This is a genomic window from Cohnella hashimotonis, assembly GCF_030014955.1.
GTDB lineage: Bacteria > Bacillota > Bacilli > Paenibacillales > Paenibacillaceae > Cohnella > Cohnella hashimotonis.
Map to the genome: position 1 here is coordinate 29,852 of NZ_JAGRPV010000002.1, position 14,080 is coordinate 43,931.

The window sequence follows — 14,080 nt, forward strand, 5'->3', positions numbered from 1 at the left end:
GCTGCGCGATTGATCGCGTAGCGCTGTTTTTTGCGCATAAACGTGTACAACCGCCGCATACCCGATCTCGCCTCGCGGTTCAGTGAAGCAGCCCGCTCTCCTTCGCCTTGCGCGTCGAACCGGCCAGGAGGCGGTTGATCGGGCGCTTGAGCGCGAGTCCGAGCACGAGCGCGGCCGCTGCATACGCGACCATGAATGCCAGGCTTCGACGCACGATGTCCCAGAGAATGCCGCCGACCGCCTCCCGCATCATGGAGATGGCGTAGGTGAACGGCAGGAACGGATGAATTTTCTGAAAAAAAGGCGGCGCCATCTGGATGGGAAACGTCCCGCCCGCTCCGCCCAGCTGAAGCACGAGCATGACGATAGCCAGCGCTTTGCCGACGTTGCCGAACACCGAGACGAGCGTGTAGACGATCAGCATGAACACTGCCGACAGCAGCATGCCGAACAGCACGAACCATCCGGGGCGCGCGACATATGTGCCGAGGATATAGACATCCCCCAAGGTGACGCAGAGCGACTGAAGCACGGCTAGCGTTCCCAGCGTCAGATACCTGCCGAAGTAAACGTGCCGGCTCCGGTAGGAGACGCCGGGCTCTTCGACGTCGACGGACATGACCGATACGAGCAGCACGGCGCCGACCCAGAGCGACAGCGTGGTGAAAAAAGGCGACATCGCGGACCCGTAGTTGGGAATCGGGTACAGCTTGTTCTCTTTTAAATCGACCGGTGCGGCGAAAAACGCGCTTTCCTTCTGCGCGTCGTGGCGCAGCAGCTTGATGATCTCCGCCAGGTCGTTTTCCTTCTCGAACGCGCGGATTTTGTCCGCGATCTCGACAATCTTGCGCTGCGCCGCCGGCAGCTCCGCCTTCGCCTTGGCGAGCTCGGCTCCGCCGACGGTCAGCGCCGACGCCGCGTCCGTCAGCACGCGCTTCGCGTCCGGCAGCGCGTCCGACGCATCCTTGAGCACGGCCTGCGCCGTGCTTGCCGCCTCGGCGGCCTTGCCGAGCGCCGCATCGATGCGCGGCGCGATCTCGCCGTCGTACGCGCCCAGCAGATCGTCCAGCCGCGTCTCTGCCTCGCCTGCCAGCGTATTCAGCCGGCCGACAAGTTCTTCCGCGGGCCGTTCTCCCCGCCCGGCCGCGTCCGCAACGCGCTCCAGCAGCTTCGCCTGCTCCAGCATGCCCGCTTGCGCCTGCTTCAGCGCCGCCGCCCGCGTGGACAAGTTGGACGCGCCCGACATGGCGTCCAGCTGCGATAGCAGGTCGGCGAGCCGGCCGGCGACGTCTGCGCCGGTCCGCAGCCGCTTAGCCACGCCGGTCGCCGCCGTCGCCGCCGCGTCCAGGTCCAGGTCCGGGTTCGCGGCCTGAAGCAGCGCCGTCACTGAGCGGGCCGCGCCCGCAAGCTGCTGCAGGCTCAGCAGATCCTGCTTGATCTGCGGCCCCATTTGGCCGAGTGCCGTGCGGCTTTGTTCCAGGAGGGCACCGGTTTTTGACGTCAACGCTTGACCTTCCTCCGCAAGCGCCGCTACGTCGGGCAGACGCTTCTGCGCCTTGGCCACGACGCCGCTCGCGAGCCCGACATCCCGCTGCGCTTTGTCCGCCGCGGCGTTGATTTCCGGGAACGCGGCTTCGAGCTTGAACAGTAGCGTCTTCACTTTTTCGATGGACGGCAGGCTCGCTTCCAGCTCGCTGCCGGCTTCGTTAAACAAGCCGAACAGAATGCCGCTCGCCGTTTCGACGAAGCGCTGGCTCACCTCCTGCACGATGCTGCTCGCGCCTTTGGAGGTGATTTTTGGCGCGATCGCGTTGATCTTCTCGTTGACGTAATAGTCCAGTGTCGCGGACGATGGCTCCGAGGCCAGAATAGTGGCCAGGCTCGCGGAGAAGTTGTCCGGAATGACGATCGCCGCGTAGTAGTCGCCGTGCTTCACGCCCCGCATCGCCTTGGCCCGGTCGACGAACGTCCACCCGACGCTAGGGTTGGCGGCGAGCTTGGCGGCGATCTCCTTGCCAACGTTGACGGGCGTGCCGCGGATCGTCGTGCCTTTGTCCTCGTTCGCGACCGCAATGGCGATCCCGCCGGTCTGCGCGTAAGGATCCCAGGACGCCTCGATGTTGAACCAGGCATAGAGGGAGGGCAGGCCGACGAGTCCGAGAATGATGACGGCGGCGGCCGGATTCGTGAACGCGCGGCGAAGATCGCGAAGATAGATGGAAAGAACGGTTTTCATGCGCACGGTCTCCTTTCCGGGAAACAGGTACTAATATTCCCTATCCGGGGCGCAAGTCATCCGGCAGCGAATCGATTGTGCCTCATGCCTGTGCAGAACGAAGCTTCGAGCGATCCATTTCCTAACTGGGCCAATTATGTTAGTATGGTTGCAAAGGAATGCCTTATATATGACAACATATGATATAATAATTAATTACATAGATACTTTTGGGCGAATTTAGGGAACCGGAGGAGCTTTCACATGAAATTAAACGTGTCCAATCAAAATCCGCTGTACTTGCAACTCAAGCAAATTATTAAGGAGGATATAGCGAGAGGCGTGTACAAGGCAGGACAGAAGCTGCCGCCCGAAGCGGAGATCGGGAAGACGTACGGCGTAAGCCGGATCACCGTGCGGCGGGCGATTACCGATCTGGTGGAGGAGGGCGTGCTGCACAGCCAGCAGGGCAAGGGCAGCTACGTGCGCGAGCTGAAGGAGAAGCGGGAGCTCATCTCGGTCGGCAGCTTTTCCGACATGACGACGGCTTCGGGCAAGACCCCGAGCAATCAGATCCTGTCCAACATGATCATCGGCGCGGACGAAAAGCTCGCAGAGACGTTCCGCATTGCGGTCGGAGATTCCGTGCTCAAGCTGAACCGACTGCTTTTCATCGACAATGAGCCGTTTATCATCGAGACTTCGTACTTCCCGCTCGCGCAAATGCCGGATTTGGAAAAGTATATAGCCGCTTCCTCGTCCACCTACCAGATTCTAAAAAGCAAGTACGGCATCGAGCCGGCGTATTCCGACAAGACGCTTGAGGTGGTGTTGGCTTCGGACTATGAGTCGGGGCTGTTCCAGTGCGATCGGGGGACCCCGCTTTATTTGATCGACAAGGTCACTTACGACAAGCATGATCGTCCGCTTCACTACTCGCAGTCCCAATACTTGACCAGTAAGGTGATCTTTACGATTCATACCGGCAAGCGCGGCCCGGAGTGACCGGCGGTTTCGAGCGCGCTTCGAATCCAGGCTTTCCGTCTCTTGTCCGGCAGTCGTCGGGCGGAGGAGGAAGGCTTTTTTTGTGCAAGGCGACAGCGGGGCTCGAGCGCGCGGATCGTCCGCGAGATACCGCTTGACGGATTGCGTTGTAATTGTATTTAATTATTATATTACAACTAATAACAAGTCGGGGGGTTTTTTCGATGAAACTGATCGCGATCGGCGATAACGTGGTGGACTACTATCAGGATCAGCGAATGATGTACCCTGGGGGCAACGCCCTGAACGTAGCCGTGGCGGCGAAGCGCAGCGGGGCGGAGAGCTGCGCATACCTCGGCATCACGGGCGACGACGCGGCTGCCTCCCATGTAATCGAGTGCATGCGCCTGGAAGGCATCGACGCTTCCCGCATTCGCCGGACCTACGGTCCCAACGGCGAAGCGGTCGTGACGCTTAACGAAGAGGGGGACCGCATATTCGTCGGTACGAATCGCGGCATCCGCATGCCGTCGCTGCTGCAGCTCAAATTGACGGAAGACGATCTTGCGTATGCCGAAGAATACGACCTTATTCATACGAGCGTCAACAGCGATATCGAGCATGAGCTGGCGCGGCTGTCCGCCCGGCGTCCGGTCGCGTTCGACTTCTCGACGCGCAAGAAATGGGACGAGGCGTACTTGCGGCAGGTATGTCCGCATTTGACCTATGCGTTCTTCTCGGGCAGCGACATGGGCGATTCAGAAATTGCAGAGCTGACCGCGTTTGTGCATGAACTGGGCGTAAAAGTAGTCGGCGTGACGCGCGGAGCCGATCCGGCCCGGTTCTCCGAGGCGGGAGTCTTGTACGCGCAAGAGCCGATGCCCGTGCGAATCGTCGATACGATGGGAGCCGGCGACTCGTTTATCGGCGGATTTCTCGCTTCGTATCATGGCAAGGGAGACATGCGCGAGGCGCTTGCCGCGGCCGCGCAGGCGGCGGCGACCACCTGCGGACATTTCGGCGCGTTCGGATATGGCACGAAAAAATAGACAAGATGGTGGCTTCACGGTTGGAGCGCGTGAGAATACCTCACGCGCTTTTCTTATTTTTTTCGTCTGGGAATTATGGAAGCGTTACATGTGACTTAAGCTTTCATTATGAAAACATTTTCATTCGGAAATACTGTTGACTGTCGTGTATAGAGATGCTATATATTATAATATAACAACATATACAAAGTTAAAGACGATTAGCGATCGCACAGCAGGCTTGGCAAAGGACCCGGGTAGGGTTCGCAGGTGGAGACGGGGAGGAACCTATGCGGATAGCGGGCGTTGGATTCAACTGTATCGACATTTACGATAATTTGAACAAGCATTACCCGACCGGCAACAGCGTCGACTTCATTGTCCATATGAGCCGGTTCGGCGCGGAGGCCGCCATGGTCAGCGTCGTGGGCAGCGATCCGTACGGCGAGATGATGCTCGATATGCTGCGGAAGGAGAACGTCGACGTCTCCCATATGCAGGTGCGCGAAGGACGGACGGCTGTGTTCAAGATGGACCTGAACGGCAACGACCGGGTCCATAAGGAGAAGATCGAGGGCGTGATGGCGGACTTCGCCCTGACCCCGCAGGACAGGGAGTTCATCGCGGGCTGCAGGGCGATGCATACGAATCTGTCGGGCAAGGTCGAGGGAGAGCTGGCCGGCTTCCGAAGCGGCGGCGTGGAGGTCGTGTTCGACTTCTCGACGCGGACGACCCGGGAGATCGCCGGGCCGGTGCTGCCCGACACGGACTATGCGTTCTTCTCCTATCCCCGGGAGGACGAATATATATTGGCGTTCATCCGGTGGGCGCAGGAGCGGGGGCCGAAGGTGGCGGTCGTCACCCTGGGCGAGCACGGCAGCCTCGCGTACGACGGCGATCGTCTGTACCGGGAAGGCATCGTACCCGCCGAGGTGGTCAATACGGTAGGAGCCGGCGACTCCTTCTGCGCGGGCTTCATGTATGCGGCGCTGTCGGGACGGACCGTGCAGGAATCGCTCCGGTCCGGCGCGGAGACGGCAGCGAAGGTCGTCGCCAAGTTCGAACCCTACTAATTTAGAAGCTTACTAATTTAATAGAAGCTTCACGATATCCGGACCGACCGGCGGAAAGGCGGAAATCAAGTGATCATCGATGTGCATACTCACCCGATTTTCTACAAGGCGATCAGCGAAGACAAGGATACGCTCGACTATCGCAAGCGGCAATTCGGCGTCTTCAAGCAGTCGCCGAGCCCGATCGAATCGACGCTGCAGGAGATGGATTACAACGGCGTGACGCGCTCCATCCTGCTGCCGATCGACCTGACGACGCAGAGCGGCGGCTGGATCGTCTCCAACGACGACGTCAAGACGATCGTCGATCTGGCGCCGGACCGGTTCATCGGCTTCGCCAGCGTCGATCCGTATCGCGAGGATGCGCTGGAGGAGCTGGATCGCGCGTTCGGCGAGCTCGGGCTGAAGGGCCTTAAGCTGCATCCGTCCAAGCAGAAGTTTTACCCGAACGACGAGCGGCTGAAGCCGATCTACGAGAAGTGTCTGGCATACGATAAGCCGATCATGTTCCACGCGGGCATGAGCTGGGAGCCGGACGCGCCCTCCAAGTACTCGCATCCGCTGCATTTTGAAGACGTGGCGGTAGACTATCCCGAGCTTCGCATGTGCCTCGCCCACTTCGGGTGGCCGTGGGTCAAGGAGACGGTTATGCTGCTGCTGAAGTACCCGAACGTGTTCACGGACACGTCGATCCTCTATATGGACAATGCGCTCGACTTCTACAAGCAGGTGTTCAAGGTAGACATGGGACCGCTGTGGATCGAGCGCAACCTGAACGACAAGGTGATGTTCGGCACGAACGGTCCGCGCTTCAAGGCGAAGCGGCTGCTGCCCGCTTTGCAGGCGATGGATTTCCGGCCCAAGACGCTGCAGAAAATACTCGGCGGCAACGCGGAAGTATTTCTGGGCGAAAGGAGGAACGAGCGGCCATGGTTAAACTAGAAACGATCGTCATCCGGTCGACCGCGGAATTCCAGATGATTAAAATTACCGAGCAGGTTCGGGACATCATCGCACGCAGCGGCGTGCAGAACGGGCTGGCCGCCGTCATCTCGGCCCATACGACGACCGGCATCATGATCAACGAAGGGCTCGAATGCGTGGAGACGGACATCGAGGAGCTGCTCGAACGTCTCGTACCCAAGGATATGCCCTATGCGCACGCCCACTTCCTGCCCTCCTACGGCGCGACGGGCAGCAATTCTCCTTCCCATCTCAAGTCCATGCTGGCCGGCAACAGCTGTATGTTCGTCATCCAGAACGGCGTCATGCTGTCCGGCGACGCGCAGGACGTCTACCTGACGGAGTTCGACGGACCGAAGGGCCGCAAGGTTTATATTCAAATCATCGGCGAGTAGCCGCCGGAGAGGAGTCCCGCATGACGCATCTGGCTATGTCGCAAATCGCGGGCATGAACGAGCATTACCGGCTGTATCCGCTCGATTTTTTCCTGGACGATATGGTGAGGCTGGAGCTAGAAGCGATCGAGCTGTGGGCTGGAGCGCCTCATCTGTATATCGAGGACGCGACCGCGGCCGACCTGCGCCGGATCCGTGCCGGCATCGAGAGCCGGGGACTCAAGCTGATCTGTTATACGCCCGAGCAATGCCAGTACCCGTTCAACATCGCGGCCAAGGAGCCGGAGCTTCGCGCCAGAAGTCTGGCCTACTTCTTCAGAAGCCTGCAGGCCGCATCGGAGCTGGGCGCCCCGATGTTCCAGACCGTGCCCGGCTGGGGCTACTTCGACGAACCGGCCGGCGAAGCCTGGGAGCGGACGCGCGACGCGCTGGCCGCCTTGGCCAAAGAGGCCGGCAAGCACGGCATCGTAATAACGCTGGAGCCGCTTGAGCGCAGAGGCACGAACATCGTTACCGACCTGCCTGCGCTGAAGCGGATGCTGGACGACATCCGCTCCCCCCACTTAAAGGTCATCATCGACACCTGTCCGATGGCGGCCGCGGGAGAGACATTCGACGATTACTTCAAAGCGTTCGGCGACGATGTCCGTCATATCCACTTCGTCGACAGTCTTCACAAAGCCTGGGGGGACGGCGACTTCCCGCTGGCGGACTGGCTCGAAGAGCTGAACAGGCATCGCTATCGGGGCTATCTGACGCTGGAGATTTGCGCCCGCGCCACGTTCATGGAGCCGACGGAGGCGGTGCTCCGCAGCCTGTCGCTGCTGCGGAGCGAGCTTGCCAAGCTAAAGGGGGTGACGGCGTGAAGGAGCGCGTGCTTGCGGTCGCGCCGAGCAATGTGCTTTACAAGTTTCACTCGCTGGGCAGCTTCCTGGCGGAGGCGGTCCGCTGCGGCTGCGAAACGATCGAGCTGTGGGGCGGCGCGCCCCACCTCGATATCGAAGCCGCGACGCCGGCGGATCTGAAGAAACTGCGGCGGCGGCTCGCCGAGCTGGAGCTTCGCGTATGCTGCCTGACGCCGGAGACCGGCCTGTACCCGGTCAATATCGCCTCCAACGATCCGGTGCTGCGGCAGCGGAGCGAAATATACGCGATGAAGTCGCTAGAGGCCGCTGCCGAGCTGCAGGTGCCGATCATGCAGGTGACGAGCGGCACGGGGTACTACGACCGGCCGGCAGAGGAGGCATGGCGGCGTTCGGCCGATTTCTTGAGCCGGCTCTCGCGTCGGGCCGCTGCGCTAGGAATCCGGCTGGCGCTCGAAGCGCTGCCCGTGCACGAATCGAATCTCGTTCGCGACGCCGCCTCGCTGCGCCGCATGCTGGATGAGGTCGGCCAGCCTGCGCTGGGCGCGCTGCTGGACACGTCGACCGCCGCCGCCTTGGGCGAATCGCCTGCCGATTATATCCGCCTGCTGGGCGCGGACCGGATCGCGCACATCCAGCTGGTCGACGGGCCGGGCGGCCATCTGGCCTGGGGCGACGGCACGCTGTCGCTCGCCGAATACCTCGCCTCGATCAGAGCCGCCGGGTATGCGGGATCGCTCGGACTCGAGCTGTTCGATCACAAGTATTATGTCGACCCGGCACCCGTTCTGCGGCGGGCGGCAGGCGCGCTCCGCGAAGCCCTGCAGCCTGCATAAACAAGCGAAAGCGTTACGATCACTCAACGGGAGGACCTGCCCTCATGCGCAACGTGTCGGTCATGAACTACAACTACCAACGCTACCCGCTGGAATACTTTCTCGAATCGATGAATCGCCTGGAGGTCGGCGCGATCGAGCTGTGGGCGGCCGAGCCGCACCTGTACGTCGAGGACCTGCCGGCAGCCCGGCTCTCCGCGCTGCGGCGCGAGATCGTCTCCAGAGAGCTGAGGGTCGCCTGCTTTACGCCAGAACAGTGCGTCTATCCGATCAATATCGCCGCCCGCGACGAACGGCTGCGTTCGCGAAGCGTCGATTACTTCAAGAAGAGCCTGGTCGTAGCCGCCGAGCTCGAGTCTCCGCTGCTGCTGGTCGTTCCGGGATCGGGCTTCTACAATGAGCCCAAGGAAGAGGGCTTCAAGCGCTCGGCCGAATCGCTGCGGACGCTCGGCGAGGAAGCGGCCAAGTACGGCATCCATATCGTGATGGAGACGCGGACGCCGTACGGCACGAATCTGGTCAACAACATCGGCGATCTCCGCCGGCTGATCGACGAGGTCGATTCCCCGTTCGTCGATCCGATGCTGGACACGGTGCCGATGAACGTCGCCGGAGAAGATGTGCGCGCCTGGCTGGACGCATTCGGAAGCCGCCTGCGCCACGTGCACTTCTGCGACGGCGACGGCAAGGGCGGGTCCAACATGGCGGTCGGGGACGGCGTGTTCCCGATGCGCGATTATTGGGAGCTGCTTAACAAGGAGTATGAAGGGTACCTGACGCTGGAGCTCGTCGTCAATCGCTACTATCTGGAGCCCGAGCGGGAAGTCCGCAAGTGTCTGGAACGGCTTCAAGCGATGTCGGAGCCCGAAGCGGGCAAGATGCGGCAAACCATCTAAGGAGGCGTGCAAGCATGGCCAAGATCGCCAATATGAACTTTCATTATCACCGTTATCCGTTCGAATACTTTCTCGATTCGACCGTCAGACTCGGTCTTCCGGCGGTCGAGCTGTGGGGCGGCGCGCCGCACCTGTACGTGGACGACGCGTCCCATGCCGACATCGTCTCCATGCGCCGCGAGATGGAGCGCCGCAATCTCGAGCTCGTCTGCTTTACGCCGGAGCAGTGCATCTACCCGATCAACCTGTCCTCGAAGGACGACACGCTGCGCAAGCGCAGCATCGAATACTTCAAGAAGTGCATCGGCGTCACGAATACGCTGGAGACGTCGCTGCTGCTCGTGACGGTAGGCTACGGCTTCTACAACGAGCCGTCCGAGGAAGCGTGGGCGAGAGGCAGAGAGTCGCTGCGCATCCTGGCGGAAGAGGCGGAGAAGCAAGGCGTCGTGCTCGCTCTCGAGCCGATGTCCAAGGCGGGCTCGAATCTCATCACCGATCTGGCGACGCTCAAGCGGATGTACGACGAGGTGAACTCGCCGGCGCTGAAGGCGCTGATGGACACGGTGCCGATGACGCTCGGCGGCGACAGCATCGAGGCCTACGGCGAAGCGTTCGGGCAGGATCTGGCCCATATCCACTTCCTGGACGGCGACGGCAAGACCTCCGCGCACCTTGGCTGGGGCATGGGCGTATTCCCGCTCGAGGCGTTCGCGGAGAGCTTGAAGAAGATCGACTACGAAGGATGGCTGACGCTCGAATTGATCGGTCCCCAATACAACTGGGAGCCCGAGGCGTTCACGCAGAGAAGTATCGACCGTTTGTCCGAAGTGTTAGGATCGATCGTCGCCCGCTAAGGCGGACCGGCGTTTGCTCATATTTCCTGACCCACATTAAAAAAAATTGGAAAGCGGGGAAAAGAAAATGAAAAAGGGAACGGGCAAGTTTACGATGGGCAGATGGGTGACGATTCTTTCGCTGGCGCTGATCGTGTTGATCGCGGGCTGCGGCAGCAACAACAACGGCAACAACGCGCAGGGCGCTTCCGGCAGCGCGTCGTCGAGTCCGGCCGCGAGCGGTTCGACCAGCGCCTCGCCGAGCGACGTGCCTGCGCTGCCGGCGGACGTAAAGAAGCGCGGCAAGCTCGTCGTCGGCGTCAAGGTCGACTATCCGCCGCTCGGCTACCTGGACGAGAAGGGCAAAAATGCCGGCTACGAGATCGGCGTCGTCAAGAAGATGGCGCAGTATGCCTTCGGCGACGAGAATGCCGTCGAGTTCGTGGCGGTTAACGCGACGAACCGCATTCCTTATCTGGAATCCAAAAAAATCGACTTCATCGCGGCCACGCTCGGCGTGACCGAGGAGCGCAAGAAGCAGCTCGACTTCTCCACCAACTTCTTCGACGGCGGCGCCGTCACGGTCGTCAAAAAGGGCAGCGACATCAAGCAAATCCCCGATCTGGCCGGCAAGAAGGTCATCGTCATCAAGGGTTCGACGGGCTCCACCTATCTCGAAGAGAATGTGCCTACCGCCGAGCAGATCAAGATCGAGAGCAATGCGGATGCGCTGCGCGCGCTGAAGGACGGACGCGCCGACGCCATGTTCCACGATGCCGTACTGATGTCCGAATTCGTCAAGACGTCGACCGATTATACGATCGTCGGCGAACAGGTCGCCTTCGCGCCGATGGCGATCGGCGTACGCAAGAACGAGCCGGAGATGCTCGCCTTCGTCAACGGCGCGCTGGAGCAAATGCGCAAGGAAGACTACTTTAAGACGCTGATCGAAGAGTACTTGCCGCAAGCGGGCGATCTCGATCCGATGAAGATGATTCCGCGCCCCTAACGGCATACCGATACGGGAGGTAACACCACGATGAGCGACAAACCGAAACTATCCATCCGCAACCTGCAAAAGCAGTATGGGGACAATGTCATCCTGCGCGGCGTCGACATCGACGTATTTGCCCGCGAGGTGATCGTCATCATCGGGCCGAGCGGCTCGGGCAAGAGCACGCTGCTGCGCTGCATCAACGGCCTGGAGAGCATCAACGGCGGCGAAGTCTATATCGACGACAGCCGGATTCAATATACGCCGGCGGCCCTGCAGCAGGTCCGCCAGCGGATCGGCATGGTATTCCAGAGCTACAATCTGTTCCCGCATCTGACCGTCATGGAAAACCTGCTGCTCGCGCCGACCAAGGTGCAGAAGCGGGACAAGAAAAGCGTCATCCCGCAGGCAAGGGAACTGCTCGACCAGGTCGGCCTGCTCGACAAGGCCGACAGCTACCCCTCCCAGCTGTCCGGCGGACAGCAGCAGCGCGTGGCCATCGCGCGTTCGCTCGTCATGAATCCCGAGGTGCTGCTATTCGACGAGGTGACCTCCGCGCTCGATCCGGAGCGCGTCCGCGATGTGCTCGACGTTATGAAGGATCTGGCCGCGCGCGGCACGACGATGCTGATCGTCACGCACGAGATGGGCTTCGGGCGCGATGTCGGCGACCGCATCGTCTTTATGGATCAAGGGGTCATCGTCGAGCAAGGGCCGCCCGAGCAGGTATTCGGCAATCCCCAGGAAGAGCGCACCCGGCAGTTCCTGCGGAACGCCATGTAGTTGACACCACGAGGAGGTGCTCGGGTTGAGCTTCGATTTTGCATACGTTATCCATACGCTGCCGCTGCTGCTCGCCGGTCTGAAGATGACCGTCATCATCAGCGCGATCAGCATCCTCATCTCGCTCGTCATCGGGATGGGCGGCGCCGTCGTGCGGACGCTGAAAATACCGGTATTGTCCCAGATCGTGGCGGTATACGTCGATCTGATCCGCAATACGCCGCTGCTGGTTCACGTCTTTTTCCTGTACTTCGGTCTGCCCGCCTTCGGCATCAAGCTGTCGGCGGTGGCCGTCGGGATCATCGCGCTCTCGCTGTGGGGCGGCGCGTTCGCCGCGGAGAACTTCCGCGGCGGTACCGACGCGGTGCCTCATGCGCTGATCGAATCCGGACAGTCGCTGGGCTTAAGCACGCCGCAGATCGTCCGCCACATCATCATCCCGCTCGGCTTTCGGATCAGCTTTCCCGCCTTTTCCAATACCGCGGTGTCCGTCATTAAAAATTCCGCCTATATGACCAGCATCGGCGTGGCGGAGATGACGTTCAACGCGATGGATCGCATCGCCTACGACTTCAAGACCTACGAGATGCTGCTGACGATCGCCTTCATTTATCTGCTCCTCGTCTGGGGCACCTCGTACGTGTTCGGCCGGATCCAGCGCAGGCTTGACTTCAACAACAAGACTCGGAAAGGCAGGGGCCTAAATGGAGGTATTATCAAGAAATTCAAGCTTTCTCCTCGACGGGCTGATTAATACGATCCTGCTAAGCCTCAGCTGCCTGGGCATCGCGCTCGTGCTCGGCGTCCTCGTCGGCGTGCTGCAGACGTCGCGGCATGCGATCGTCTCCATGCTGACGCGCGGCTATTCGGAGCTGTTCCGGGGCTTGCCGATCGTCATCACCCTGTTCCTCGTCTTCTTCCTGCTGCCTGAGGCGGGCATCAGCGTCAACAACTACGTGTCCGCGATGATCGCGCTCAGTCTGTGGAGCAGCGCCAATATCTCGGTGGCCGTGCGCGGGGCGATCGAATCGATCCCGCCCACCCAGACCGAGGCGAGCCTCGCGCTGGGCCTAAGCCCGATCCAGACGATGCGCTACGTCATCCTGCCGCAGGCGGTTCGGCGGATGCTGCCGTCGGTCATCGGCCTGATGTCGAACCTTATCCAATCCACCTCGCTGTCCGTGCTGGTCGGCAACCGCGACTTCCTGAAGTCGGCCCAGCTCGTGATCGAGCGGGTAGAGCTGATGCAGGGGCTGAGCATCGCGATGCAGATGTATACGCTCGTGCTCGCCGTCTACTTCATTCTCTGCTATCCGCTGTCCATATTGGCCAAAAGGATGGAGCGGTCGTACCGTTGACGCGCGCCGTCCGGTCTGAAGGAGATGCCGTCGTGAACAAGCTCGATCGCTCCCGAATCGCCGTCATGAACATTCATTACCAGTATCATCCGTTCGCGAAGTTTCTGGACGCTATGGAACGGCACGGCATTCGCCACGTCGACCTGTGGGCGGGCTACCCGCATTTCCTCGTCCCGGACGCCACTTACCGGGAAGCCGCCGAACTGCGCCGCGAGCTGGACCGCCGGTCCTTGAACCCGATCTGCTTCACGCCAAAACAGGGCGGCTATCCGCTCAACATCGCGGCGGAGGACCCGATCATTCGGCAGCGGTCGCTCGACTACCTATTGAAGTGCGTCGAGATCGCGGCCGAGCTCGGCACGCCGATGCTGCAGCTGCTGCCCGGATGGGGCTACTACGGCAAGTCGCCCGAGGAGGCGCGCGGGCGGGCCTGCGAAGGGCTGCGCCGCGTCGCCGAACGCGCTGGCTCGCTCGGCATTACCGCCATTCTGGAACATCTGCAGATCATCGAATCCAATCTGGCGCTGACCCGCAGCGATCTCGCGGCTATGCTGCGCGAGGCCGATACGCCGCATCTGAAGGCGGTGGTCGACACCTGTCATATGGCGGTCGCGGGCGAAACGCTGACCGAATACTTCGGAGAGCTCGGAGACAAGCTCGTCCACGTTCACCTCAACGACTCGGATCAGCTCCCGCTGGGCGAAGGCAAACTGCCCATCGGCGGCTATATACAGGAGCTCGAGCAGCTCGGCTACGACGGCTATGTGTCGCTGGAGATCTGCTCGCGCTTGCATTATATCGATCCGGACGCCGCGCTGGCCGTCAGTCTGGGCACCCTGGACCGCTTGCTATCATAGCC

The 14,080-nt window shown here is 61.0% G+C and carries 15 protein-coding genes; 14 read left to right on the forward strand and 1 reads right to left on the reverse strand.

Translation table 11 applies throughout. The annotated features are described in order from the left end of the window. Positions 1-79: 79 nt before the first annotated feature. Entirely contained in the window at positions 80-2,236 is a 2,157-nt protein-coding gene (locus KB449_RS34680; protein WP_282912995.1) for a YhgE/Pip domain-containing protein, read from the reverse strand. Positions 2,237-2,479: 243 nt separating this feature from the next. Here KB449_RS34680 and KB449_RS34685 point away from each other — a divergent pair, with 243 nt between their 5' ends. The 14 genes from KB449_RS34685 to KB449_RS34750 all read left to right on the forward strand — a co-directional run bounded on the left by KB449_RS34685 (position 2,480) and on the right by KB449_RS34750 (position 14,078). After that, entirely contained in the window at positions 2,480-3,220 is a 741-nt protein-coding gene (locus KB449_RS34685) for a UTRA domain-containing protein (protein WP_282912996.1), read from the forward strand. 203 nt (positions 3,221-3,423) lie between these two features. Beyond that, on the forward strand, positions 3,424-4,248 hold the full coding sequence (locus tag KB449_RS34690) for a PfkB family carbohydrate kinase (protein WP_282912997.1): 825 nt from the start codon (positions 3,424-3,426) through the stop codon (positions 4,246-4,248). Positions 4,249-4,517: 269 nt separating this feature from the next. Further along, on the forward strand, positions 4,518-5,300 hold the full coding sequence (frlD, locus tag KB449_RS34695; RefSeq protein ID WP_282912998.1) for a fructoselysine 6-kinase: 783 nt from the start codon (positions 4,518-4,520) through the stop codon (positions 5,298-5,300). 69 nt (positions 5,301-5,369) lie between these two features. Then, positions 5,370-6,242: an amidohydrolase family protein gene (locus tag KB449_RS34700; RefSeq protein WP_282912999.1), complete on the forward strand. Its 873-nt coding sequence runs from the start codon at positions 5,370-5,372 to the stop codon at positions 6,240-6,242. Next, a complete protein-coding gene (locus KB449_RS34705; protein ID WP_217595075.1) occupies positions 6,230-6,658 on the forward strand; it encodes a secondary thiamine-phosphate synthase enzyme YjbQ in 429 nt (142 codons plus the stop codon). Before KB449_RS34700 ends, KB449_RS34705 begins: the two co-directional genes overlap by 13 nt. A gap of 20 nt (positions 6,659-6,678) precedes the next feature. Next, positions 6,679-7,524 (forward strand): sugar phosphate isomerase/epimerase family protein, encoded by an 846-nt coding sequence (locus KB449_RS34710; protein WP_282913000.1) that lies wholly within the window; start codon positions 6,679-6,681, stop codon positions 7,522-7,524. Beyond that, positions 7,521-8,357 carry a sugar phosphate isomerase/epimerase family protein gene (locus tag KB449_RS34715; protein ID WP_282913001.1) on the forward strand — a complete coding sequence of 279 codons (837 nt, stop codon included), beginning with the start codon at positions 7,521-7,523 and terminating at the stop codon, positions 8,355-8,357. Before KB449_RS34710 ends, KB449_RS34715 begins: the two co-directional genes overlap by 4 nt. A 44-nt stretch (positions 8,358-8,401) precedes the next feature. Then, positions 8,402-9,253, forward strand: a complete 852-nt coding sequence (locus KB449_RS34720; protein WP_282913002.1) for a TIM barrel protein — start codon at positions 8,402-8,404, stop codon at positions 9,251-9,253. A 14-nt stretch (positions 9,254-9,267) separates the two neighbouring features. Beyond that, a complete protein-coding gene (locus KB449_RS34725; RefSeq protein ID WP_282913003.1) occupies positions 9,268-10,107 on the forward strand; it encodes a TIM barrel protein in 840 nt (279 codons plus the stop codon). A 67-nt stretch (positions 10,108-10,174) separates the two neighbouring features. Beyond that, on the forward strand, positions 10,175-11,095 hold the full coding sequence (locus KB449_RS34730) for a transporter substrate-binding domain-containing protein (RefSeq protein WP_282913004.1): 921 nt from the start codon (positions 10,175-10,177) through the stop codon (positions 11,093-11,095). 30 nt (positions 11,096-11,125) lie between these two features. After that, entirely contained in the window at positions 11,126-11,863 is a 738-nt protein-coding gene (locus KB449_RS34735; RefSeq protein ID WP_282913005.1) for an amino acid ABC transporter ATP-binding protein, read from the forward strand. A 25-nt stretch (positions 11,864-11,888) separates the two neighbouring features. After that, on the forward strand, positions 11,889-12,617 hold the full coding sequence (locus KB449_RS34740; protein ID WP_282913006.1) for an amino acid ABC transporter permease: 729 nt from the start codon (positions 11,889-11,891) through the stop codon (positions 12,615-12,617). Beyond that, entirely contained in the window at positions 12,568-13,221 is a 654-nt protein-coding gene (locus KB449_RS34745; RefSeq protein WP_282913007.1) for an amino acid ABC transporter permease, read from the forward strand. Before KB449_RS34740 ends, KB449_RS34745 begins: the two co-directional genes overlap by 50 nt. 32 nt (positions 13,222-13,253) lie before the next feature. Beyond that, the gene (locus KB449_RS34750; RefSeq protein ID WP_282913008.1) at positions 13,254-14,078 is read left to right on the forward strand and encodes a sugar phosphate isomerase/epimerase family protein; all 825 of its coding nucleotides are present in this window, start codon (positions 13,254-13,256) and stop codon (positions 14,076-14,078) included. The last annotated feature ends 2 nt before the right edge of the window (positions 14,079-14,080 follow it).

What these genes read in the sequence shown, in the direction of transcription:
- KB449_RS34680 (WP_282912995.1), bottom strand. Translation starts at nt 2,236, where the DNA reads ATGAAAACCGTTCTTTCCATCTATCTTCGCGATCTTCGCCGCGCGTTC.
- KB449_RS34685 (WP_282912996.1), top strand. Translation starts at nt 2,480, where the DNA reads ATGAAATTAAACGTGTCCAATCAAAATCCGCTGTACTTGCAACTCAAG.
- KB449_RS34690 (WP_282912997.1), top strand. Translation starts at nt 3,424, where the DNA reads ATGAAACTGATCGCGATCGGCGATAACGTGGTGGACTACTATCAGGAT.
- frlD (WP_282912998.1), top strand. Translation starts at nt 4,518, where the DNA reads ATGCGGATAGCGGGCGTTGGATTCAACTGTATCGACATTTACGATAAT.
- KB449_RS34705 (WP_217595075.1), top strand. Translation starts at nt 6,230, where the DNA reads ATGGTTAAACTAGAAACGATCGTCATCCGGTCGACCGCGGAATTCCAG.
- KB449_RS34710 (WP_282913000.1), top strand. Translation starts at nt 6,679, where the DNA reads ATGACGCATCTGGCTATGTCGCAAATCGCGGGCATGAACGAGCATTAC.
- KB449_RS34720 (WP_282913002.1), top strand. Translation starts at nt 8,402, where the DNA reads ATGCGCAACGTGTCGGTCATGAACTACAACTACCAACGCTACCCGCTG.
- KB449_RS34725 (WP_282913003.1), top strand. Translation starts at nt 9,268, where the DNA reads ATGGCCAAGATCGCCAATATGAACTTTCATTATCACCGTTATCCGTTC.
- KB449_RS34730 (WP_282913004.1), top strand. Translation starts at nt 10,175, where the DNA reads ATGAAAAAGGGAACGGGCAAGTTTACGATGGGCAGATGGGTGACGATT.
- KB449_RS34735 (WP_282913005.1), top strand. Translation starts at nt 11,126, where the DNA reads ATGAGCGACAAACCGAAACTATCCATCCGCAACCTGCAAAAGCAGTAT.
- KB449_RS34745 (WP_282913007.1), top strand. Translation starts at nt 12,568, where the DNA reads ATGGAGGTATTATCAAGAAATTCAAGCTTTCTCCTCGACGGGCTGATT.